Source organism: Streptomyces sp. 63XJN7_1_ISO-PGPR-S23-121 (assembly GCF_056173025.1).
The window spans coordinates 1,321,078-1,342,812 of sequence record NZ_CM149653.1 but is presented as its reverse complement, the minus strand read 5'-3'; the positions used below and the strand labels follow the sequence as shown (position 1 = coordinate 1,342,812).

The following is a 21,735-nucleotide window of genomic DNA, read 5'->3' as shown; positions in this document are numbered from 1 at the left end:
ATGCGGGAGCGTGAACCGGGGCCGACGTACCAGTCTGCCAGGACCGGCCGCATCGTCCAAAACGGGGGGCGGGAGGGATCTATTCCCGGTGCGGCCGCGCCTTCGGGGGTGCCGGGCGGATCAGGACGCCGACACGACGTCCTTGGCCTCGCCGGTGGCCGTGTCGGCGGTCGCGCCCGCCGGGATCGGCCGGTCGTTCCGCAGCGCGTCCCACACCTGCCGGGCCTTGGCCTTCTCGACGAGGACGCGGTTGCCGTCGGCGGGGTCGTAGACCACCGGCATGGTGACCATGTGCATCCGGGCGGGGTCGATGCCCTTCAGGCCGCTCGCGAAGGACATCAGGGAGTTCACCGAGCCCAGGTCGGAGTCGGTGGTGACGGTCTTGGTGGCGGTGTCGGCGACGTCGTACAGCTTCTTGGGGTTGCCGAGCAGGCCGATGTCCTTCACCTGGTGGACCAGGGCCTTGACGAAGGCCTGCTGGAGCTGGATGCGGCCCAGGTCGGAGCCGTCGCCGACGCCGTGCCGGGTGCGGACCAGGCCGAGGGACTGCTCCCCGTCGAGCCGGTGGGTGCCGGCCCGGAGGTCGAGGTGGCTGTCGGGGTCCTTGATGTCCTCGGTGGTGGTGACCTGGACGCCGCCGAGGTCGTCGACGAGCTGCTGGAAGCCGTTGAAGTCGACCTCGAGGTAGTGGTCCATGCGCAGTCCGCTGACCGACTCGACGGTCTTCACGGCGCAGGCGGCGCCGCCTGTGGAGTAGGCGGAGTTGAACATCACGTCCGTCGCGGCGGGGTGCTCGCCGCCGTCCGCGTCGGTGCACTCGGGCCGGTCGATGAGGGTGTCGCGCGGGATGGAGACCACGCTGGCCTTCTTGTGGCCCTTGTGGACGTGCACGACCATCGCCGTGTCGGAGCGGGCGGTGCCGTCGTCGGTGCCGCCGCCGAGCTGCTTGTTGCCGCCGGCACGGGTGTCGGAGCCGAGGACGAGGATGTTCTCGGAGCCGTCGTCGGCCTTCCGGGGCCGGTCGGCGCCGAGGAGCTGGTCGATGTTCACGCTCGTGAGGTTGCCGTTGAGCTTGAAGTACAGGACGCCGGCTCCGGTGCCGCCCAGGACCACGATGCCCGCGGCGGTCCAGGCCGTGGCGAGCAGCGCCCTGCGGCGTCTGTCACGGGGCTTGCGGCGGCGACCCCTGCCCCCTGGGCGGTGCCCGTCGGTGCGGGACTCTCCGGGGCCGGGTATGGGATCCGGCGTGCTCTCGGCGGACATGTGCTCCTCGGTTCTCGTCCGGTCGGCTACCCCCTGCGCTCAGGGTCGGGTCGGTGCGGCTCCGGCGGTTTTCCACCGGTACCTCACCATCGTCCCCCCGTACGTCGGACGGCGGAACTCGGGACAGGGTTGCACAACGCGCTGTGCCCGGCGCGTGGCGCGCCGGGCACAGAGAGTCGCCGGTTCGACCGCGAGTTCCGCGGTCACCTGCGGTTTCAGCCGAGGATGTCGAAGCCGCCGTAGCCGCTGCCGGTTTGCACGGCTGTGGCGAAGATCGCGGTACCGGCCTTGCCGGTGCCGGCGTAGAAGTACCGAGCGGCACGGCGGGGCGCCCGTAAAAGACAACGCACAGGGCCGCCCCCGTCACGGGTGTGACGGGGGCGGCCCCGGGGTGGTGCGAAGACGTCAGTCGCCGTTGCCCGGCGCCGGGGTCGTCTTCTGGATCTGCAGCAGGAACTCGGCGTTCGACTTGGTCTGCTTCATCTTGTCGAGGAGCAGCTCGATCGCCTGCTGCGAGTCGAGCGCGTGCAGCACCCGGCGCAGCTTCCAGGTGATGGCCAGCTCGTCGCTGCCGAGCAGGATCTCCTCCTTGCGGGTGCCGGACGCGTCGACGTCCACCGCCGGGAAGATGCGCTTGTCGGCGAGCTTCCGGTCGAGCTTGAGCTCCATGTTGCCGGTGCCCTTGAACTCCTCGAAGATCACCTCGTCCATGCGGGACCCGGTGTCCACCAGGGCGGTGGCGAGGATGGTCAGCGAGCCGCCGTCCTCGATGTTGCGGGCCGCACCGAAGAAGCGCTTCGGCGGGTAGAGGGCGGTCGAGTCGACACCACCGGACAGGATGCGGCCGGAGGCCGGGGCGGCGAGGTTGTACGCACGGCCCAGACGGGTGATCGAGTCGAGCAGCACGACGACGTCGTGGCCCAGCTCCACCAGCCGCTTGGCGCGCTCGATGGCGAGCTCGGCGACCGTGGTGTGGTCCTCGGCGGGGCGGTCGAAGGTCGAGGAGATGACCTCGCCCTTCACCGACCGCTGCATGTCGGTGACCTCTTCCGGACGCTCGTCGACGAGGACGACCATCAGGTGGCACTCGGGGTTGTTGTGGGTGATCGCGTTGGCGACCGCCTGCATGATCATGGTCTTGCCGGTCTTCGGCGGGGCCACGATCAGACCGCGCTGGCCCTTGCCGATGGGCGAGACGAGGTCGATGATGCGGGTGGTCAGGACGCCGGGGTCCGTCTCCAGGCGGAGGCGGTCCTGCGGGTACAGCGGCGTCAGCTTGTTGAACTCCGGCCGTCCGCGGCCGTGTTCGGGCGCCATGCCGTTGACGGAGTCCAGGCGGACCAGCGCGTTGAACTTCTCGCGCCGCTCGCCCTCCTTCGGCTGCCGCACCGCACCGGTGAGGTGGTCGCCCTTGCGCAGGCCGTTCTTGCGGACCTGGGCGAGGGAGACGTACACGTCGTTGGGACCGGGCAGGTAGCCGGAGGTCCGGATGAACGCGTAGTTGTCGAGGATGTCGAGGATGCCCGCGACCGGGATCAGGACGTCGTCCTCGTTGATCTGCGGCTCGGCGGCGATCTCGTCGCGCCCGCGGCGGCCCCGGCGGTCCCGGTAGCGGCCGCGACGGCCGCGGCGGCCGCCATCGAAGTCGTCCCCGTCCTCGTCGGCCCGCTGCTGCTGGCGGTCCTGACGGCCCCCGCCCTGCTGCTGGCGCTGCCCGCCGCCCTGGTTCTGCTGGTCGTCGCCCTTGTTGCGGCGGTCGCGGTCACGGCCGCGGTCGCGGTCCCGGTCGCGGCGGTCGCGGCGGCGGCCCTCGGCGCCGTCGTCGCCCTGCTGCTGGCCCTGGGACTGCTGGCCGGAGTCGTTGCGCTGCTCGCCCTTGACCTCGGCGACGGCCGTGTCGGTGCCGGCCGGGCTGCCGGCGTCGGCGGTGGCCCGGCGACGGCGGCGCTCGGCGGGGGCGTCGTCGGCGGGGGCACCCGACTGGTCGGCGGGGACCTTCGGGGACGGCTGGCCGGGGATCTCGATCTGCTGCTGGGCCACGGCCTTGTCGGCGGCCGTCCGGTCCGCCTTCTTCTCGGCCTTGCCGGCCTTCGCCGCCTTCTCGGCGGCGGCTCCCTCGTCGCCCGTACGGGTCCGGGAGGTGGCGCGGCGCTTCGGCTTGGTCTCGCCGGCGGCGTCCGCGGCGGGCGCGGCCTTGGCGGGGGCGCCGCCCGCGGCCTGCGCCTCCTTGATGACCTCGATCAGCTGGCTCTTGCGCATCCGCGCGGTGCCCCTGATGCCGAGGCCGGATGCGACCTGCTGCAACTCGGCCAGCACCATGCCCTCGAGGCCGGTACCGCGGCGCCGCCGGGAGCCCGCACCGGTGGCAGGCGCGGAGGCGTCCGTGGCGGGCGCGGCAACGGTCTCCTCGACACGTGCGCCCATCAGATCGGTGGTGTCGCTCACGAAGGGTCCTTCCCTGGAGCGGACGTCGGCCTGTCTGGCTCGGCGACCGGTTGTGCTGTCCGGCTACGGTCCTTGCTGTGTGAACCGTGCCGGGGCGGTGGTCCGCCCATTCGGCGGAAGAGATATCTGGTGATGGCGCTCCCCCTGGCCGTGGCACCCAGTCTCAGTGTCACGCGGTGTGGTCGCACCGGTTCCGGAGCGTGCCCGGCGGGCCGCTCAGTGTCCGTGTCGGCCGTACCAGTGATGTACGGCGTCGAGCACACAATGCGGCTTGGGGAGCTCCCGGAAGAATGTCTGTCCCGGACGGGGACACGAGGCACCTCGCCATGGTGGGGTCGGGTGCAGACTTGAGATTAACACTACCGGATCCAACAAACATTCCCCCTCTCGAAATCCGGCAACCGTCCGCGTCTACAGGTCACCGGAGGTCGCCAGTGGCAGGACGCATGCGCCCTGCTGGTCCAGGCTCAGCCGGTTGGCCGCCCAGTCCGTGCCCGCCAGTGCCTCGACCTTGTCGGCCGTGCCGGCGTCGGCCAGCGCCATCACCGTGGGGCCGGCGCCGGAGATGACCGCGGGGATGCCGTCGCCGCGCAGCCGCTCCACCAGTGCGGCGCTCTCCGACATCGCCGGCGCGCGGTACTCCTGGTGGAGGCGGTCCTCGGTGGCCGGCAGCAGCAGCTCGGGGCGCCTGGTCAGGGCCTCGACGAGCAGGGCGGCACGGCCCGCGTTGGCGGCGGCGTCGACGTGCGGCACGGTACGCGGGAGCAGACCGCGCGCGGTCTCCGTCAGGACCGGCTTCCCGGGCACGAAAACCACCGGAACGATGGAATCGGACGGCTCCATCCTGATCGCCCGGGCGGCCCCGGACTCCATCCAGGAGAGGGTGAAGCCGCCCAGCAGGCAGGCCGCCACGTTGTCGGGATGGCCCTCGATCTCGGTGGCGAGGTCGAGCAGCGCGGCGTCGTCGAGGCGGGCCTCGCCGCCTATGGTCACCGCGCGCGCGGCGACGATGCCGGCGCAGATGGCGGCGGAGGAGGAGCCGAGGCCGCGTCCGTGCGGGATGCGGTTGGCGCAGACGATCTCCAGGCCGCGCGGCTGGCCGCCGAGGAGGTCGAAGGCGGTGCGCAGGGACCGGACGAGGAGGTGTTTCTCGTCGCGCGGCAGCGTCTCGCTGCCCTCACCCGCGATGTCGATGTGCAGCCCGGAGTCGGCCACCCGGACGACCACGTCGTCGTACAAGCCCAGCGCGAGGCCGAGGGCGTCGAAGCCCGGGCCGAGGTTGGCGCTGGTGGCGGGGACGCGCACCCGGACGGCGGCGGCGCGGAACGCTGGACCGGCCATCGCTCGATGACTCTCCTTGAGCTGCGTGGTGGTCGAATGACGTTCGATCGGCATTCGGTGACGAACAGATTCCCCCGGGGTCGCCGCTTCCTGCCGAACGGGCGACCGCACCGCTGCCGCTTGCCGACCGCGGAGACAGCGCGGTACCGCGGCATATGCGGCGGGCGGGTTCGGTACAGCCTATCCAAGGATGGTTCCGCGGCGACATAGGGCGCACGGGAGGCGCACGATGCGTGTCGCAAGCCCCCTGTGCACCCCCCGTCAAGGGCTTTCCCGGCTGGGCGTCTCTTACGCCCGTTCGCGCCGGTGGAAGTGGCGCGTTTCCCGCCGGCGGGACGGCCGGGCCGTCCCGCCGGGTGCCCGGCCGCGGAGCTCCGGGCGGGGTCTCAGACGAGGCCGAGGCGCTCGGCCGCGGTGGCCGCGTCGACGGGGACGGTGACCGGCTGGGGGGCGCCGGCGACGGCCCAGTCGGGGTCCTTCAGCCCGTTGCCGGTGACGGTGCAGACGATGCGCTGTCCCGGGTCGACCTTGCCCTGCTCGGCGGCCTTCAGCAGACCGGCCACCGACGCGGCGGACGCGGGCTCGACGAAGACGCCCTCCTGGGAGGCCAACAGCCGGTACGCGCGCAGGATCTCACGGTCCGTCACCTCGTCGATGGCGCCGCCGGACTCGTCCCGCGCGGCGAGCGCGAAGTCCCAGGAGGCGGGGTTGCCGATGCGGATGGCGGTGGCGATCGTCGACGGGTCCTTGACGACCTCGCCGCGCACGATCGGGGCGCTGCCGGAGGCCTGGAAGCCCCACATGCGCGGCCTCCTCGCGCTGATCCCGTCGGCGGCGTACTCCTTGTAGCCCTTCCAGTACGCGGTGATGTTGCCCGCGTTGCCCACCGGCAGGACGTGGATGTCGGGCGCGTCGCCGAGCATGTCCACGATCTCGAAGGCGGCCGTCTTCTGTCCCTCGATACGGACCGGGTTGACCGAATTGACCAGCGCCACCGGGTAGTTGTCGCTGAGCGCGCGGGCCAGCGTGAGGCAGTCGTCGAAGTTGCCGTCGACCTGGAGGATCTTCGCGCCGTGCACGAGGGCCTGGCCCATCTTGCCGAGCGCGATCTTGCCCTGCGGCACGAGCACGGCGGAGACCATGCCCGCGCGCACGCCGTACGCGGCGGCGGAGGCGGACGTGTTGCCCGTGGAGGCGCAGATGACGGCCTGCGCGCCCTCCTCCTTGGCCTTGCTGATGGCCATGGTCATGCCGCGGTCCTTGAAGGACCCGGTCGGGTTCGCGCCCTCCACCTTGAGGTGGACCTCGCAGCCCGTGCGCTCGGAGAGCACCTGCGCGGGCACGAGCGGCGTGCCGCCCTCACGGAGCGTCACGACGGGCGTGCTGTCGGAGACCGGCAGCCTGTCCCGGTACTCCTCGATGATTCCGCGCCACTGGTGGGTCATTGCTGGTTACTCTCCTTCAACCCGCATGATGCTGGCGACACCCCGCACGGTGTCGAGCTGTCGCAGCGCCTCGACCGTACCGCCGAGGGCGGCGTCGGACGCTCGGTGGGTGACGACGACGAGGGAGGCCTCGCCGTCCTTGCCCGACTGCCGGACGGTGTCGATGGAGACACCGTGCTCGGCGAACACGGTCGCCACCTGGGCGAGGACGCCCGGTTTGTCGGCGACGTCGAGGCTGATGTGGTAGCGCGTGACGACGTCGCCCATCGGCGAGACGGGCAGTGCGGCATAGGCGGACTCGCCGGGGCCGGTGGCGCCGCCGATCCGGTTGCGGCAGACGGCGACGAGGTCGCCGAGCACGGCGGACGCGGTCGGCGAACCGCCGGCGCCGGGTCCGTAGAACATCAGCTGCCCGGCCGCATCGGACTCCACGAAGACGGCGTTGTAGGCGCCGCGCACGCTGGCCAGCGGGTGGCTGAGCGGGATCATCGCGGGATGCACGCGCGCGGTGACCGACGCCCCGTCCGCGGCCCGCTCGCAGATGGCGAGCAGCTTGATGGTGCAGCCCATCTCCTTGGCGGAGGCGAAGTCGGCGGCGGTGACCTCGGTCATGCCCTCGCGGTGGACGTCGTCGAGGCGCACGCGCGTGTGGAAGGCGATCCCGGCGAGGATGGCGGCCTTGGCGGCGGCGTCGAAGCCCTCGACGTCGGCGGTCGGGTCGGCCTCGGCGTACCCGAGGGCGGTGGCCTCGTCGAGGGCCTCCTGGTACCCGGCGCCGGTGGTGTCCATGGCGTCGAGGATGAAGTTGGTCGTGCCGTTGACGATGCCGAGCACCCGGTTGACCTTGTCGCCGGCGAGGGACTCGCGCAGCGGCCGGATCAGCGGGATGGCGCCGGCGACGGCGGCCTCGTAGTAGAGGTCCTTGCCGTTCGCGCCGGCCGCGGCGTGCAGGGCGGCGCCGTCCTGGGCGAGGAGGGCCTTGTTGGCGGAGACGACGGAGGCGCCGTGCTCGAAGGCGGTGGTGATGAGGGTCCGGGCGGGCTCGATGCCGCCGATGACCTCCACGACCACGTCGATGTCCCCGCGTTTGACGAGGGCGGTGGCGTCGGTGGTGACCAGGGCGGGGTCGATGCCCTCACGCACCTTGTCGGGCCGGCGCACGGCGACGCCGGCGAGCTCCACCGGGGCCCCGATGCGGGCGGCGAGGTCGTCGGCGTGCGTCGTCATGATGCGCGCCACCTCTGAGCCGACCACTCCACAGCCCAGCAGCGCCACCTTCAGCGGACGCGTACGCATCATCCGACCTCGTTTCCTTCATACCTTCTACGGTGGGACCAGTCTCACGCACCGGACGGGCTTTTCTGCGTTTCGTCCGGATCGTGAGACATTTATTTCATTTCCGCGGGGGTGGAGGACGGAAGATCTTCCACCCGGGTCCGCGGTGCCGTCGGCTCACCCGACGTCGAGACGCAGCAGGTCCTCCTCCGTCTCGCGGCGGACGACGACGCGTGCCTCGCCGTCCCGCACGGCGACGACGGGCGGCCGCAGCGCGTGGTTGTAGTTGCTGGCCATGGACCGGCAGTACGCCCCGGTGGCGGGTACGGCGATGAGGTCGCCGGGGGCCAGGTCGCCGGGCAGGAAGGCGTCCTTGACCACGATGTCGCCGCTCTCGCAGTGCTTGCCGACGACCCGGACGAGCATGGGCTCCGCGTCGGAGGTGCGGGAGACGAGGGCGACGCTGTACTCGGCGTCGTACAGGGCGGTGCGGATGTTGTCCGACATGCCGCCGTCGACGGAGACGTACGTCCGCAGCCCCTCCAGGGGCTTGATGGTGCCGACCTCGTAGAGCGTGAAGGCGGTCGGCCCGACGATGGCGCGGCCCGGCTCGACGGAGATGCGCGGGGTGGAGAGCCGGGCGGCCTCGCACTCCCTCGTCACGATCTCGGTCAGCGCCTTGGCGATCTCGTGCGGCTCGCGGGGGTCGTCGTCGCTGGTGTAGGCGATGCCGAGGCCGCCGCCGAGGTCGATCTCGGGCAGCTCGACGCCGTGCTCGTCACGGATGTCCTTGAGCAGTCCGACGACGCGGTGCGCGGCGACCTCGAAGCCGGACATGTCGAAGATCTGCGACCCGATGTGGGAGTGGATGCCGATGACCTCGAGCCCGTCGAGCCGCAGCGCCCGCCGCACGGCCTCGGCGGCCTGCCCGCCGGCCAGCGGGATGCCGAACTTCTGGTCCTCGTGGGCGGTGGCGATGAACTCGTGCGTGTGGGCCTCGACGCCGACCGTGATGCGGATCTGCACGCGCTGCCGCCGGCCGAGCTCCTGCGCGATGTGGGCGACGCGGACGATCTCCTGGAAGGAGTCGAGCACGATCCGCCCGACGCCGGCCTCGACGGCCCGCCGGATCTCCGGCCCGGTCTTGTTGTTGCCGTGGAAGGCGATGCGCTCGGGGGGCATCCCGGCGGACAGCGCGGTGGCGAGTTCGCCGCCGGAGCACACGTCGAGGTTCAGTCCCTCCTCGTCCAGCCAGCGCACGACGGCCCGGGACAGGAAGGCCTTCCCCGCGTAGAAGACGTCGGCGTCCGCGCCGAAGGCGGTCCGCCAGGCCCGTGCCCGGGCCCGGAAGTCGGTCTCGTCGAGGATGTAGGCGGGGGTGCCGTACTCCTCGGCGAGCCGCGTCACGGTGATCCCGCCGACGGTGACGGCACCGTCCTCGTCACGGGCGACGGTCTGGGCCCAGACCTTGGGGTCGAGGGCGTTGAGGTCGGCGGGCGGCGCGGAGTAGTGCCCGTCGGTGAGGACGTCGGCGTGACGGGGCCCGGCGGGGTGTGCGGAACGGCTCATGGCGTCTTCGGAGCTCTCTCAGAGATGGTCGGGTGCGTCGATACCGAGCAGGGTCAGGCCGCCGGCCAGCACCGCCCCGGTGGCTTCGGCGAGCGCGAGCCGGGCGCGGTGGGCGGCCGAGGGTTTCTCCGCCCCGCGCGGGAGCACGGCCGGCAGGAAGGGCAGCGCGGCGTCGGCGACGGCGACGAGATGCCGGGCGAGCCGGTCGGGGGCCCGGTGCTCCGCGGCGGCGGCGAGGACGCGGGGGTGGTCGGCCAGGGCGGCGAGGAGGGGGTGGGGGGTGGGCTCGGTACGGGGGGCGGGCTCGGTGAGGTGGCCTGTCCCGGTGGGGGGGCCGGGGTCGGCGGAGGGCGCCGCGTGGTGAGCGCGCTCGGCCGGGGCCTCGGTGAGGGGACTGGGCTCGGTGAGAGGGCCGGGCTCGGCGGTGAAGCCCAGGTCGGCGGCGTTCCGGGTGAGGGCGCGGGTGCGGGCGTGGGCGTACCGGACGCGGAAGAGCGGGTTGCTCTCGCGCTGGACGAGGTGCTCGTCGCCGGTCCGGGGCCGGTCGTGGGGAGCCGGGTGGAGGAGCGCCCAGCGGCCTGCGTCGCGCCCGAGGCGGAGGGGGTCGGGATCGCCGGGGGCGGGGACGGGCCGGGTGGTGACGGCGAGCTTCGCGGGCGCCGGTCCGGCGGCGTCGACGCGTACGCCGAGGGTGGCTGTCCACTCGGGGGCGAGGGGGGCGGCGCAGCTCGTACGGACGAGGGCGCCCTGGGAGCGGAGGATGCGGGCGGCGGCTTCGGCGACGACGACGGCACGGAGGTCGTGGGTGCAGTGCAGCTGCACCACCCGGCCGTCGGGTCCGTCGGCGTACCCGTAGCGGGTGCCGCGCCGCAGGATCTCCTCGACGAGGGCGGCGGGAGCGGTGCCGTAGAGGCTGATGTTGATGAACCCGGGCCCGGTGAGGACGACGTCCGTGATGCCCTCGACGTCGACGAGGTACGGCGTCAGCAGCTCGGCGACCCTGCGGGGGGTCTGCCCCGCAGGGCGGGCGAGCTGGAGGGCGATGTTGGTGGCGTAGTCACCACAGCCCCCGGGCCCCGGCGGAGCGACCACGGCCCGGTCGGGAACGGTCACCTGGAGCTCGCCCGCGTCGACAGCGCGACGCACCGCGCGCAGCACGGTGCGGGAGAGCTCTACGGGAGTCACGGGGTCAAGCGTAGGGGAGGAGGGGGGTGGGTAAGCGAACCGGTTTGGCGGCAATCCCGGGATGTGGACGGACGCCCCCGCGGAGCGGCGCGGAACGGCTACCCGGCCGACTCGGCCTGAGCGGACGCCTCACTCTCCCCGACGGCCCGGAAGACATCGCTCCGCCCTTCCACCAATTGCCGTACGAGGGCGACGAGCTCGGCGGGCTCGAAGGGCTTGGCCAGGAAGGCGTCGACCCCGGCCCCGGCCTCGTCCCCCGCACCGACCTCGTACTGGGAGGTGGCGCTGACGATGGCGAGAGGGAGATCCCGGGTGCGGGGATCCGCGCGCAGCCGCGCGGCGGTCCGGAGTCCGTCCAGCCGCGGCATGACCACGTCCAGCGTGACGGCGTCGGGCCGCACCTGATGGATCACTTCCAGACACTCGACACCATCGGCCGCGGTCACGACCTCGAAGCCCTCCAGCTCGAGATTGACCCTGATCAGCTGCCGGATGACCTTGTTGTCGTCCACAACAAGGACTCGGCCAGACGCCCTAGGCACAACTCGAGAGTAGGTCCGGACCGGCCACCGCGTCCGGGTTTTCCCCACTTCCACCCCACGCGACGGACACCCACCCCCCTCACCTGACGCCCCCGCTCCGCTTCCACCCCGGCACCATCAGGGACGTCGGCAGCGAAAACCCGTTCATGACCACCCCGGGCGAGCTGGTAGTGTTCTACCCGTCGCCGCGAGCAACAGCTCCCCGGCCGACACGCCCCCGTAGCTCAGGGGATAGAGCAACGGCCTCCGGAGCCGTGTGCGCAGGTTCGAATCCTGCCGGGGGCACCTTGGATTAGGTGCCCAAAGACCCCGTCACCAGCGGAAACGCTGAGGCCGGGGTCTTCGCGTATGTGAGGGCGGATGCGACGCCGAGTCGCCCCAGCGCGGGAGCTGTGGACTGTTCCGTGGACAAGATCAGGGGCACTCCCTGCTCAGCCCGGAGTTTTCCGGGACGTCCGTCGGCCGGGTTCGGCCACTCCTCAAGAAGCGGAGGCTGCTCCGGGTCCTTCTGCCGTTGCGCTCGCCGTGCGTTTCTCCCTCGTAGGGTCGTCGAAGCTGTCGCCCATCCCGCCCCGGTCCACGCGCAGGGCGGGAACCGGTCGGGGCCTCCGGCGCGGCAATCCGCCGGCGGGACAGCACGCGACGCGGCAGGTGCGGTCGGCGCCCGACAGCCGACGGCACGTGGTCGAAACAGGGCCAAGCCGAGAGGATCATAGGTAGGATGGGTAGCATGAGTGAGCCTACTGGCAAGTACTCGATCACCATGCCCCGTGATATCGCCGAAGCCGCCAAAGCCCGCAGCGGCCCCTCCGGCCTGTCCGCCTACGTGGCCGCGGCTGTCGCCCGTCAGATCGAACGGGACAACCTCAATGAGCTGATCCAGGTGGCCGAGGCCGAACACGGACCCATCACGGACGAGGAAGTCCAGTCCCTGCGGGACCGGCTCCACGAGGCACGTGAGCAGCAGGCGCGGGACGGAGCGAACGCGGCGTGACCCGTTCCCCCGCTGTCCCCGGCGGCACCCTGGTCCTCGACAGCGAAGGGCTGGCCAAGGCTGTCCTGCGAGACCGAACGGTGACCGGCTGGCTTGCTCTGGCCCGCGCCGATGACCTGCGCGTGATCACTTCGGCAGCCACCCTCGTCGAAGTGGTTCATCCCGGCATCAACCGCCCGGCGCTGGAGTGGACCCTTTCCCGCCTCGTCGTCGAACCGGTCACCGAGTCGATCGCCCGGCACGCTGCCGCGCTCCTCGCCGACGCGGGTCTCCACGGCCACAAGTACGCCATCGACGCCATGCTCGCCGCCACCGCCCTGACCGCGCCCGGTCCCGTCACGATCCTGACCTCCGATACCGAGGACGTCACAGCACTGTGCGGCGGACGCATCACGGTGATCAAGGTCTGACGGCGTGCCTCGAGCGTCCGAGTCCGGAGCGGGTGTCCGTCGGGCAACGTGACTGGGCCAGGTCGCTCCCCGCCGAGGGCTACCGGCCCGATCGTGACCGAAGGGGCCGGCACGGCTTGCCGGGGCCGGGCTGACGAGCATGGCGCGGCGCACGGTGCGGCCGCCGCCTGGTCGCTGTCAGCGGTGACGGACGGGGTCCTCGCCCCCCGGGCGTTCCACTGTGAGGTCGAGGAAGTGGGCCGAGCAGGAGATGCAGGGGTCGTGGTTGCGGATGGCTCGTTCGCACAGGGCGCGGAGCTGGGCGTCGTCCAGGTCGGTTAGGCCGCGGGTGGAGTCGAGGCGGGACTGTACGACCGTGCGGAGGTGGTCCTCGATGGCGTCCTGGTTCTGGGCCGTGGGCGGGACCAGGGCTGCGTCGGTGATGGTGCCGTCGGCGGTCAGGGTGTAGCGGTGGTAAAGGAGGCCGCGCGGGGCCTCGGTGGCGCCCCGGCCGGTCCCGGCGCGCGGGGGTACGGGGACGGCGGGGGCGGGTGGTGGTTCGTAGGCGTCGATCAGGCGCAGTGCCTCGTCCAGGGCGTAGACCACCTCCACGGCGCGTACCAGGATGCTGCGGAAGGGGTTGCGGCAGACGTCGCCCGTGCGGGGGTCGCCCAGTCCGGCGGCGTGTGCGGCCTGGAGGGCGAGGGGGGACAGCCAGCGTCCGCTGACGGCGTACCGGGCCAGGGAGCCGGTCAGGTGCAGGTGCCCGTCGAGGGACGAGTACAGGGCGGTGGAGTGCGTTTCGGGGCGTTCGGCCACGTGGTGTTCGAAGTCGCGGAGGGGGAAGGTCCGGGTGGGCAGGGCGCGGGTGCTGTCCGGGGGGAGGCCGGCGGAGACCGGGGCCTGCATGACCGTGGGCGTGCCGCCCTCGATGGCGTAGCGGCCGGGCTCGGCCAGGGCCAGCAGCTGTGCGTCGCAGCCGGCGTCGGGGAAGTCGAAGCCGGCCACCCATTCCACGGTGTGCAGGGCGTCCTCCCGGGCCTTGCGCAGGCGTTCGGCGAGGGGCTTCAGCTCAGCGCGGGTGGGGGTGCGGTGGAAGCCGCCGAGGCGGACGTTGACCGGGTGGATGGCACGTCCGCCGAGCAGTTCGACGACGGCGTTGCCGGCCTGCTTGATGCGGAGGCCTCGTTCGACGTCGGCGCGGTGGCGCCGGGCCATGGTGATGGCGTCGGGGTGGCCGAGGAAGTCGGGGGCGTGCAGGAGGTAGATGTGCAGGGTCTGGCTCTCGATCCACTCCCCGCAGTACAGCAGCCTGCGCAGGTCGGCGAGGGGGCCGGTGACCGTCACCCCGCAGGCGTCCTCCACGGCTCGGCAGGCGCTCAGCTGGTAGGCCACCGGGCAGATGCCGCAGACGCGGGAGGTGATGTCCGGGGGTTCGGTGTGGGCGCGGCCCCGCAGGAACGCCTCGAAGAAGCGCGGGGGTTCGTAGATGCGCAGCCGGGCCTCGGTGACGCGGCCCCCGTCCACCCGGAGGTGGAGCGCGCCCTCGCCCTCGACGCGGGAGATGCCGCCGACGTGGACCACCCGGGAGCCTCGGTGGGTCACCGTTCCCTCCCGGGGGGCTCGGCGGTGTCCCGGACGGTGTGCTCCAGGGCGGTGGAGGCCTCGGCGAACTCGGGCGCGGCGGCGTTGAAGGTGCGGAGCACCCGGACCACGTCGGTGTCCGTCATGCCGTCGCGGCGCAGCAGCGGGATGAGGGCGGGGAGGTTGGTGGATCCGGAGGGGCCGAAGCAGCCGTAGCATCCGCGCCCGTAGGACGGGCACAGGGCGCCGCAGCCGTCGTGGGTGACCGGTCCGAGGCAGGGGACGCCTTTCGCGACGGGCAGGCAGACGGTGCCGCGGCGTTTGCAGGGGAAGCACACGGAGTGGTCGGGGATGTCGGGGCGGCGGCCGGTCAGGAAGGCGGTGATCACCTCCAGCAGTTGGCCGCGGTCGATGGGGCAGCCGCGCAGTTCGAAGTCGACCGGCACGTTGAGGGAGACGGCGGTGGACTCGTCGAGGGTGTCGATGTACTCGGGGTTGGCGTAGACGGCCGCACGGAACTCGGCGACGTCGGCGAAGTTGCGCAGCGCCTGGATGCCCCCGGCGGTGGCGCAGGCGCCGATGGTGACCAGGTGGCGGGAGACGGCCCTGACGTGCTGGATGCGCGCGGCGTCCTCCGGGGTGGTGATGGAGCCGTCGACCAGCGAGAGGTCGTACGGGCCGGGTGCGGCGGTGCTGGTGGCTTCGCGGAAGTAGGAGATCTCCAGGCGGTCGGCGAGTGGCAGCAGCTCGTCCTCGCAGTCCAGGAGGGTGAGCTGGCAGCCGTCGCAGGAGGCGAACTTCCATACGGCGAGGGTCGGTCTGCGGTCGTCCCGGTGCGGGGCTCCGGGGTCGGGTGCGTGGTCGTCGGTGGTCACGGCGTCACAGCTCCCGGACGGCGAGAAGGGGTTCGGCCCGGTCCCAGGGTGCGGTGGGGCCGTCCCGGCACAGCAGCAGCGGGCCGAGCTGGCACTGGCCGCAGTGTCCGGTGCCGCAGCGCATGGTGCGTTCCAGGGACAGGAAGGTGTGCGCTGCGGGGACGCCGCGGTGGGCGAGGTCCCGGGCGGTGGCGCGCATCATGACCTCCGGGCCGCACAGGTAGGCGGTGGTGCGTTCGGGGCGGAACGGCACCCGGTCCAGGAGGGTGGTGACGACGCCCACCTCTCCGGTCCAGTGCTCGTCCGGGCGGTCCACGGTGACGGCGACCCGGGCCCCCTGCTCGCTCCAGCTGGAGTACTGGTGGCGGTAGACCAGGTCGGCGGGGGTGCGGGCGCCGATGAGGAGGGTGATGCCGGTGTGGCGGTCGGGGGCGGCGAGGGCGGTCTGGAGCAGGGGGCGCAGCGGGGCCAGTCCGAGGCCGCCCGCGATCAGCAGCAGGTCCCGGCCGTGGCCGGCGGTCAGGTCCCAGGGGGTGCCGTAGGGGCCGCGTACACCCACCTGCTGTCCGGGCCGCAGGTCGTGCAGGGCCCGGGTGACGGGCCCGACGGCCCGCACGGTGTGCGTCAGGCCGGTGTCCGCGGGGTGGGCGCCGGCCAGGGAGAGGGGGGCCTCGCCGCGGGGGAACGCGTAGACCATCGCGAACTGGCCGGGGCGGAACGGCGGCAGCGCCGTGTCGCGCGGCGTCAGGGTGAGGGTCGCGGTGTCGGCCGTCTCCCGCTCGCGGTGCGCGATCTCGTAGATCCGGGGCAGAGTCACCGGCCGCCTCCCAGGGGCGGTGCGTAGAGGTCGAGGAGCCGGATCCGGGTGGCCTTCAGGCGCTGGCCGACCACGGCGGCGACGGCGCGCGCCACGGCGTAGCCGAAGCCGGTGTCCTGCTCGCAGGCGGCGCGCACCGCGGCGGCGTCGAACTCCTCGGCGGTCACGGCGCCGAGGGTGCGGGCGCCCAGGTGCCAGCGGTAGGGCTCGAAGAGCCAGGACCAGCCCAGCAGGTCGCCCGGACCGAGCGTCTCGACGACGGGCGCGGGGCGGCCGGGGATCTGGACGTCGAGTGCCACCGGGCCCTCGGAGACGATCCAGAACCGGTCGGCGCGCTCGCCCTCGTCGAACACGCGGTGCCCGGGCGGGAAGGACACCGGGCGGGCCAGGGGGTGCAGCCGCGCCCGCTGCTCGGTGGTCAGGCCGGCCGTGAAGCCTGTCGTGGTCGTCACGGGCGCCCCTCCCCCTCCGGCGTCTCCGTGCCGTTCGCCCCGGTCCGCGGGCCGGCGGCGCGTTCGGCGTTCAGGGCGTGCGCCTCCTCGGTGATGTCGATGGCGACCGGGCACCACACGATGCACCGGCCGCAGCCCACGCAGCCGGACATGTCGAACTGGTCGTGCCAGGTGCCGATCTTGTGGGTGAGCCACTGCCGGTAGCGGCTGCGCCCGGTCTGCCGGACGGATCCGCCGGGCAGATGGGTGAAGTCGAGGTCGTAGCAGACGTCCCAGCGCCGCCAGCGCTCGGCGTGGTCACCGGTGAGGTCGGTGACGTCCTCGGTGGTGGTGCAGTAGCAGGTCGGGCAGACCATGGTGCAGTTGCCGCAGGTCAGGCATCGGGCCGCCACGTCGTTCCAGCGGTCGGCCTCGCGCGTGTCGCGCATCAGGTCCCGCAGGTCCACTTCGGGCATGGTCCGCCCCATGCGCCCGGCGGCCCGGGCGACCGCGTCCCGGGCCGTGTCGGCGGTGGCCGCGTCGGCGGGCAGGCGGGGCAGTTCCGCGAGCACCTCGGCGCCCGCCTCGCTGCCGGCGCGCGCCCAGAAGCGGTGCCCGCGCTCGTCGTGCACCTCCGTCAGGGCCAGGTCGTAGGAGCCGTGCGCGGCGGGGCCGGTGCCCATGGAGACGCAGAAGCAGGTGGCGCCCGGTTCGACGCACTCGACCACGACCAGGAACGCGCCGGTGCGGCGCCGGCGGTAGACGTCGTCGGTGTGCGGGCCGCCCATCAGTACGCGGTCCTGGGTGGCGATGGCGGCCAGGTCGCAGGGGCGCACGCCCAGGAACGCGTAGGCCGGCGGCCGGTCCGTCTCCTCGGTCACCGTGACGGTGCCGTCCGGGCCGCGGTCGGCGCTCCACTGCCGTACCCGCTGCGGGTGCAGGTACTGCTTCCACGACTGCGGGCCGGCGCTGTGGGAGAAGGCCATCCGGTCGTCGCGGCGCCGCAGCCGGTAGGTGCCGGCCTCCAGCTCCACGCCCCATCCGTAGGGCAGTTCACCGGCGGAGGCGAGTTCGGCCAGCACGATGGCGTCGTCGCGCACGGTGGGGCCGACGACGGTGCGTCCGCGCCGGACGAGGGCGGTCACCAGCCCGTCCAGTCCGTCGGTGTCGATGACCGCGGTGTCGGGCGTCATGACAGGGGTCCCCTGGCGTCGGCTCCGACGTGCCGCGCCTGCCTCGTCCCGCTCATGCCGGGAGCCCCGTCGGGGTACGGCGGTGGCGCTGGATCTCCTGCCGTACGCGCTCGGCCACCACCGCGACGGCGGTCCGGACCGGGGCGGACAGGCCCCGGCCCACCGAGACGTCCTCGCCCTCGACCGCGAAGACGACCAGCCGCTCCGGCAGCCGTCCCAGGACGCGGGCCAGTTCGACGGCCTCGCCCAGGCCCATGCCGTGGGAGCTGGCCGCCGCCGTCGCGGCCGGCATCCCCCGGGTCACCTCCAGCCGGTGGACGCGGCCGGGGCACCCGGGGTGGGCGTGGGCGGCGTCGACGACGATGCCGAGCGTGGCGCCCTGCCAGAGACCGAGCAGCCGCGCCGGGTCACCGTCGGAGACGGCGAGTTCCACCCCGGTCGGAGGGGGCCCGCCGGGTCCCGGCTCGGCGAGGCGGTCCACCACCGCCCACCCCACCCCGTCGTCGCGGCGGAACTCGTTGCCCACGCCGATGACCACCGTCCGCCCTGCACCGTCCATGCCGGTCAGTCTTGCCAGGCGTGCCGCCTACCGCGGAGGCGACTCGCCCCGCCGCCACCCGTTCGGACTCGGCCGGGTCCGCCCCTCGTGCCCGCGGGCACGGCCGGTACCCCCGGGCCGATGCGCACGGGTCGCCGTCGGGCCGGTCCGTCAGCGCAGTGCCCTGCCTCCATCGGAGGCTTCCGGCTGCTCACCGGGGGCGAGCAGGGCGGGCCGTACGGGCGGCGGTGCGGCGGGGTCCGTCTCCCGGGCCGCTCGCCGCGCGTACCGGCGGCGACGGTAGGGGTTGTCGTCGGGAAGCCTGCCGGACACCCGGCCGTACATGCCGAAGGTCGCGATGAGCAGCCCCATGACGAAGCTGAAGATCACGTTGGTCATGCCGAAGTCCAGGATGTTGGCGTCGCGGTCCAGGACGAGGAGGTGGGCGAAACCGCTCAGCACGAACAGTCCGCCCACCGTCATGTTCAGGGTGGAGGCGAAGTTGCCGCCGACGGCGGCGCCGACGAGGAGGGCGAGGCCCACGACCGCCGAGATGACGCTGAGAGCCACGTTGGTGGTCATGCCGGCGATCGTGTCGCCGGACGTGTCGAAGGGGCTGAGGGCGTCGGCGAGGCCGAGGGCGGCGAAGGTCAGCAGGACCAGGCCGCAGAAGGCGGCTCCGTAGCGGTGGACGGTCGCCAGGTGGTGGTCGACCGGGAGTTCGTCTCGCAGCTTCATGACCGTCTTTCGTCCGCCGCCGTCCCGGTGGATGCGGATTGCGGCTGTACGGAGTGATGTGTCGTTTTTCTGGGGTGGTGTCGCCCCCGCATGCCCTCGGGCGTACCTCTGCTTACGCTGAGCGGGACGGACGCCGCCCCTGGAGAGGAGCCGTCGTGATGCCGGTCAGCGGGAGTCCGTTGCGCGGGAGGACCGCCGTCGTGACCGGGGCGGCGCGCGGTCTGGGGGCCGCGATGGCGCGGGAGCTGTCCGCGCGCGGGGCGAGGGTCGCGCTGCTCGGGCGTGAGGAGCGGACGCTGCGGCCGGTCCAGGAGTCGCTGCCGGGGGCCGGCGGGTGCTGGGAGGTCGACGTCACGGACGACCGGGGCATGGCCCTGGCGGCCGCGGACATCCGGGCGCGGCTCGGGCCCGCGTCCGTGGTGGTCGCCAACGCGGGGGTGGCCGAGGGCGGTCCGTTCGCCGAGTCCGATCCCGCGGTGTGGCGCCGGGTCGTCGAGGTGAACCTGGTGGGCAGTGCCGCGACCGCCCGCTCCTTCATGGGGGACCTGTTCGACACGTGCGGGTACTTCCTCCAGGTCGCCTCGCTCGCCTCCATCGGCGCCGCCCCGATGATGAGCGCGTACTGCGCCTCGAAGGCCGGTGCCGAGTCGTTCGCCCAGTCGCTGCGGGCCGAGGTGGCCCACCGGCGCGTGGGCGTCGGCATCGCCTACATCAACTGGACCGACACCGACATGGTCCGGGATGCCGACGCGCATCCGGTGCTGCGCGAGCTGCGCGGGCACATGCCGCCGCCGGCGCGCAGGGTGTACCCCGTCGAGTACGTGGCGGGCCGGCTGGTCACCGCGGCCGAACGGCGCCGCCCGTCGGTGTACGTACCCCGCTGGCTGCGGGCGGGCCAGCTCGTGCGCGCCGCGATGCCCTCGGTGGTGACGATGCTGTCGCGGCACGAACTGCCCCGCCTGGACGCCGCCGAGCCGTTCCGGGCGACGGGGATGCTCGGCACCGGCGCCCGGAACGGCCGTGCGGCCTCCCGCTCCGGGCGGGACTAGGACCCCGAGGCCCCCGTCGCCCGGAACGCGCCGCAGGGGACGGAGGGTGCATCCGCCGGGGCGGGCGGCGGCGAAGTGGTGGTGTGGACGGCCGGCGCCGTCCGACGCCTTCGGCAGGAGAACCGCATGCACGCCACGGCGAGAAGGACCGCTCCCGCAGGGCCCGCGGTCCCCGCGGCCGTCCGGCGGTCGCGGCGGGGCGGGCCGTACGCGCCCGCGGCGGGGATGCCCGGACCGGGAGCGGGCCGGGCGCCTTCCGGGTGGTGCCCGGTCGGGTTCGCCCGTGCGGAGCAGTCGGACGGAACCGGCGGCCACCGGGCCGGCCCGCCCGCACCCGCGGCGGCCGGCGGCCCGGCCGGACGGCCTTCGCCCGCCGCCAGGCGCCGCCGGGCGCGTGAGCGCGACAGGCGGGGCCGCCCGCGCGCGGCCATGATCGGACCGACGGGCGGATCGCACCGCACCCGCGAGAGGAGCACCCGTGGCAGCCACTGACGGACAGCAGCCCGGCGAACGGCTGCGCTGCCTGGTCACCGGAGCCTCCGGCTACATCGGCGGGCGGCTGGTGCCGGAACTGCTGCGGGCCGGCCACCGGGTCCGCTGCCTGGCCCGCTCCCCCGGCAAGCTCCGCGACCACGCCTGGGCGCCGGACGCCGAGACGGTGCGCGGAGACGTCACGGACGCCGACTCCGTCGCCGAGGCCATGCGCGGCGTGGACGTCGCCTACTACCTGGTGCACGCGCTCGGCACCGGCTCCGACTTCGAGGACACGGACCGCCGCGCCGCCCGGATCTTCGCCGAGCAGGCGCACGCCGCCGGCGTACGGCGGATCGTCTACCTCGGCGGACTCACCCCGCGGGGGGTGCCCGAGCACTCCCTCTCCCCGCACCTGCGCTCCAGGGCGGAGGTGGGGCGCATCTTCCTCGACGGTCCGGTGCCCGCCACGGTGCTGCGGGCGGCGGTCGTCATCGGCTCGGGGTCGGCCTCGTTCGAGATGCTGCGCTACCTGACCGAGCGCCTGCCCGTGATGGTGACCCCGAGCTGGGTGCACACGCGGACCCAGCCGATCGGCGTCCGCGACGTGCTGCGCTACCTCGTCGGCTCGGCGGCCATGCCGGCCGACGTCGACCGGGCCTTCGACATCGGCGGGCCGGACGTCCTGACGTACCGGGAGATGATGCGCCGCTACGCCGTCGTCGCCGGGCTGAAGCGGCGGATCATCGTGCCGGTGCCGGTCCTCACCCCGCGGCTGTCGAGCCACTGGGTCGGTCTCGTCACCCCGGTGCCCGCCTCCATCGCCCGGCCGCTGACCGAGTCGCTGCGCCACGAGGTGGTCTGTTACGAGCACGACATCGCCCGGTACGTCCCCGACCCGCCGGGCCGGCCGCTGCCCTTCGACGAGGCCCTGGCCCTGGCGCTGCGCAAGGTCCGGGACGCCCAGGTGGACACCCGCTGGTCGTCCGCGTCCGTGCCCGGCGCGCCCAGCGACCCGCTGCCCACCGACCCGGACTGGGCCGGCGGCAGCCTCTACCAGGACGACCGGGAACTGCCCGTCGACGCGTCCCGCGCCGCGCTTTGGAAGGTCATCGAGGGCATCGGCGGCGACAACGGCTGGTACTCCTTCCCGCTGGCCTGGGCGGTCCGGGGCTGGCTGGACCGGTTCGTCGGCGGGGTCGGCCTGCGCCGCGGACGACGTGACGCCGAGCGGCTGCGGGTCGGTGACTCGCTGGACTTCTGGCGCGTCGAGGAGATCGAGCCGGGCCGTCTGCTGCGGCTGCGGGCCGAGATGCGGCTGCCCGGACTCGCCTGGCTGGAGATGTACGCCGAGACGGACGCCGACGGCCGCACCCGGTACCGCCAGCGGGCGCTGTTCCATCCCCGGGGACTGTTCGGGCACGCGTACTGGTGGAGCGTCTCACCGTTCCACGCCGTCGTGTTCGGCGGGATGGCGCGCAACATCGCGCACGCCGCCGCCAAGGGCATGAGCGCCCGCGGCCGGGCACCGCGCGCCGGGCGCCACCGGCTGGTGAGGAACGCCCGTCACTGATGCGCACGCAGCCGCCCC

The 21,735-nt window shown here is 73.3% G+C and carries 19 protein-coding genes and 1 tRNA gene; 5 read left to right on the top strand and 15 right to left on the bottom strand.

The genetic code is table 11. The annotated features are described in order from the left end of the window. Positions 1-120 precede the first annotated feature (120 nt). From AC0VYN_RS06270 to AC0VYN_RS06235, 8 genes are all read right to left on the bottom strand, one after another. Entirely contained in the window at positions 121-1,263 is a 1,143-nt protein-coding gene (locus tag AC0VYN_RS06270) for an LCP family protein (protein WP_475535124.1), read from the bottom strand. A gap of 405 nt (positions 1,264-1,668) precedes the next feature. Beyond that, positions 1,669-3,708, bottom strand: a complete 2,040-nt coding sequence (rho, locus tag AC0VYN_RS06265) for a transcription termination factor Rho (protein ID WP_475535123.1) — start codon at positions 3,706-3,708, stop codon at positions 1,669-1,671. A gap of 411 nt (positions 3,709-4,119) precedes the next feature. Then, the gene (gene thrB, locus AC0VYN_RS06260) at positions 4,120-5,049 is read right to left on the bottom strand and encodes a homoserine kinase (protein ID WP_475535122.1); all 930 of its coding nucleotides are present in this window, start codon (positions 5,047-5,049) and stop codon (positions 4,120-4,122) included. A gap of 386 nt (positions 5,050-5,435) precedes the next feature. Further along, positions 5,436-6,494 carry a threonine synthase gene (gene thrC / locus AC0VYN_RS06255; protein WP_475535121.1) on the bottom strand — a complete coding sequence of 353 codons (1,059 nt, stop codon included), beginning with the start codon at positions 6,492-6,494 and terminating at the stop codon, positions 5,436-5,438. Between the two features lie 6 nt (positions 6,495-6,500). Next, a complete protein-coding gene (locus AC0VYN_RS06250; protein WP_385467313.1) occupies positions 6,501-7,793 on the bottom strand; it encodes a homoserine dehydrogenase in 1,293 nt (430 codons plus the stop codon). A 153-nt stretch (positions 7,794-7,946) separates the two neighbouring features. Next, positions 7,947-9,338, bottom strand: a complete 1,392-nt coding sequence (lysA, locus tag AC0VYN_RS06245; RefSeq protein ID WP_475535120.1) for a diaminopimelate decarboxylase — start codon at positions 9,336-9,338, stop codon at positions 7,947-7,949. 18 nt (positions 9,339-9,356) lie between these two features. Beyond that, positions 9,357-10,523 (bottom strand): ArgS-related anticodon-binding protein NrtL, encoded by a 1,167-nt coding sequence (gene nrtL, locus AC0VYN_RS06240; RefSeq protein ID WP_475535119.1) that lies wholly within the window; start codon positions 10,521-10,523, stop codon positions 9,357-9,359. Between the two features lie 98 nt (positions 10,524-10,621). Continuing rightward, on the bottom strand, positions 10,622-11,113 hold the full coding sequence (locus tag AC0VYN_RS06235) for a response regulator (protein ID WP_386922722.1): 492 nt from the start codon (positions 11,111-11,113) through the stop codon (positions 10,622-10,624). Positions 11,114-11,278: 165 nt separating this feature from the next. Here AC0VYN_RS06235 and AC0VYN_RS06230 point away from each other — a divergent pair. The 3 genes from AC0VYN_RS06230 (at position 11,279) to AC0VYN_RS06220 (ending at position 12,469) form a co-directional block, all read left to right on the top strand. After that, positions 11,279-11,350, top strand: a tRNA-Arg gene (locus tag AC0VYN_RS06230). A gap of 445 nt (positions 11,351-11,795) precedes the next feature. Further along, on the top strand, positions 11,796-12,059 hold the full coding sequence (locus AC0VYN_RS06225; RefSeq protein WP_385467278.1) for a CopG family transcriptional regulator: 264 nt from the start codon (positions 11,796-11,798) through the stop codon (positions 12,057-12,059). After that, complete coding sequence (locus AC0VYN_RS06220) at positions 12,056-12,469, top strand: PIN domain-containing protein (RefSeq protein WP_475535118.1); 414 nt, start codon at positions 12,056-12,058, stop codon at positions 12,467-12,469. The genes AC0VYN_RS06225 and AC0VYN_RS06220 overlap by 4 nt, the downstream gene beginning before the upstream one ends. A gap of 177 nt (positions 12,470-12,646) precedes the next feature. Here the strand turns inward: AC0VYN_RS06220 and AC0VYN_RS06215 are convergent, their stop codons facing one another. From AC0VYN_RS06215 to AC0VYN_RS06185, 7 genes are all read right to left on the bottom strand, one after another. Continuing rightward, entirely contained in the window at positions 12,647-14,053 is a 1,407-nt protein-coding gene (locus tag AC0VYN_RS06215) for a Ni/Fe hydrogenase subunit alpha (RefSeq protein ID WP_475535117.1), read from the bottom strand. After that, positions 14,050-14,907 carry an NADH-quinone oxidoreductase subunit B family protein gene (locus AC0VYN_RS06210; RefSeq protein WP_475535116.1) on the bottom strand — a complete coding sequence of 286 codons (858 nt, stop codon included), beginning with the start codon at positions 14,905-14,907 and terminating at the stop codon, positions 14,050-14,052. Before AC0VYN_RS06210 ends, AC0VYN_RS06215 begins: the two co-directional genes overlap by 4 nt. A gap of 4 nt (positions 14,908-14,911) precedes the next feature. Continuing rightward, on the bottom strand, positions 14,912-15,724 hold the full coding sequence (locus AC0VYN_RS06205; RefSeq protein ID WP_475535115.1) for an FAD/NAD(P)-binding protein: 813 nt from the start codon (positions 15,722-15,724) through the stop codon (positions 14,912-14,914). Beyond that, positions 15,721-16,176 carry a cyclic nucleotide-binding domain-containing protein gene (locus AC0VYN_RS06200; protein WP_475535114.1) on the bottom strand — a complete coding sequence of 152 codons (456 nt, stop codon included), beginning with the start codon at positions 16,174-16,176 and terminating at the stop codon, positions 15,721-15,723. Before AC0VYN_RS06200 ends, AC0VYN_RS06205 begins: the two co-directional genes overlap by 4 nt. Further along, the gene (locus tag AC0VYN_RS06195; protein WP_475535113.1) at positions 16,173-17,348 is read right to left on the bottom strand and encodes a 4Fe-4S dicluster domain-containing protein; all 1,176 of its coding nucleotides are present in this window, start codon (positions 17,346-17,348) and stop codon (positions 16,173-16,175) included. The genes AC0VYN_RS06200 and AC0VYN_RS06195 overlap by 4 nt, the downstream gene beginning before the upstream one ends. 52 nt (positions 17,349-17,400) lie before the next feature. Then, positions 17,401-17,907, bottom strand: a complete 507-nt coding sequence (locus AC0VYN_RS06190) for a hydrogenase maturation protease (RefSeq protein ID WP_475535112.1) — start codon at positions 17,905-17,907, stop codon at positions 17,401-17,403. Positions 17,908-18,057: 150 nt separating this feature from the next. Continuing rightward, positions 18,058-18,624: a DUF4383 domain-containing protein gene (locus AC0VYN_RS06185; RefSeq protein WP_475535111.1), complete on the bottom strand. Its 567-nt coding sequence runs from the start codon at positions 18,622-18,624 to the stop codon at positions 18,058-18,060. A gap of 158 nt (positions 18,625-18,782) precedes the next feature. Between AC0VYN_RS06185 and AC0VYN_RS06180 the strand changes: the two genes are divergently transcribed. Together AC0VYN_RS06180 and AC0VYN_RS06175 are read left to right on the top strand one after the other, a co-directional pair. Further along, positions 18,783-19,673: an SDR family oxidoreductase gene (locus tag AC0VYN_RS06180; RefSeq protein ID WP_475535110.1), complete on the top strand. Its 891-nt coding sequence runs from the start codon at positions 18,783-18,785 to the stop codon at positions 19,671-19,673. 478 nt (positions 19,674-20,151) lie between these two features. After that, a complete protein-coding gene (locus AC0VYN_RS06175; RefSeq protein ID WP_475535109.1) occupies positions 20,152-21,717 on the top strand; it encodes an SDR family oxidoreductase in 1,566 nt (521 codons plus the stop codon). Positions 21,718-21,735 lie beyond the last annotated feature (18 nt).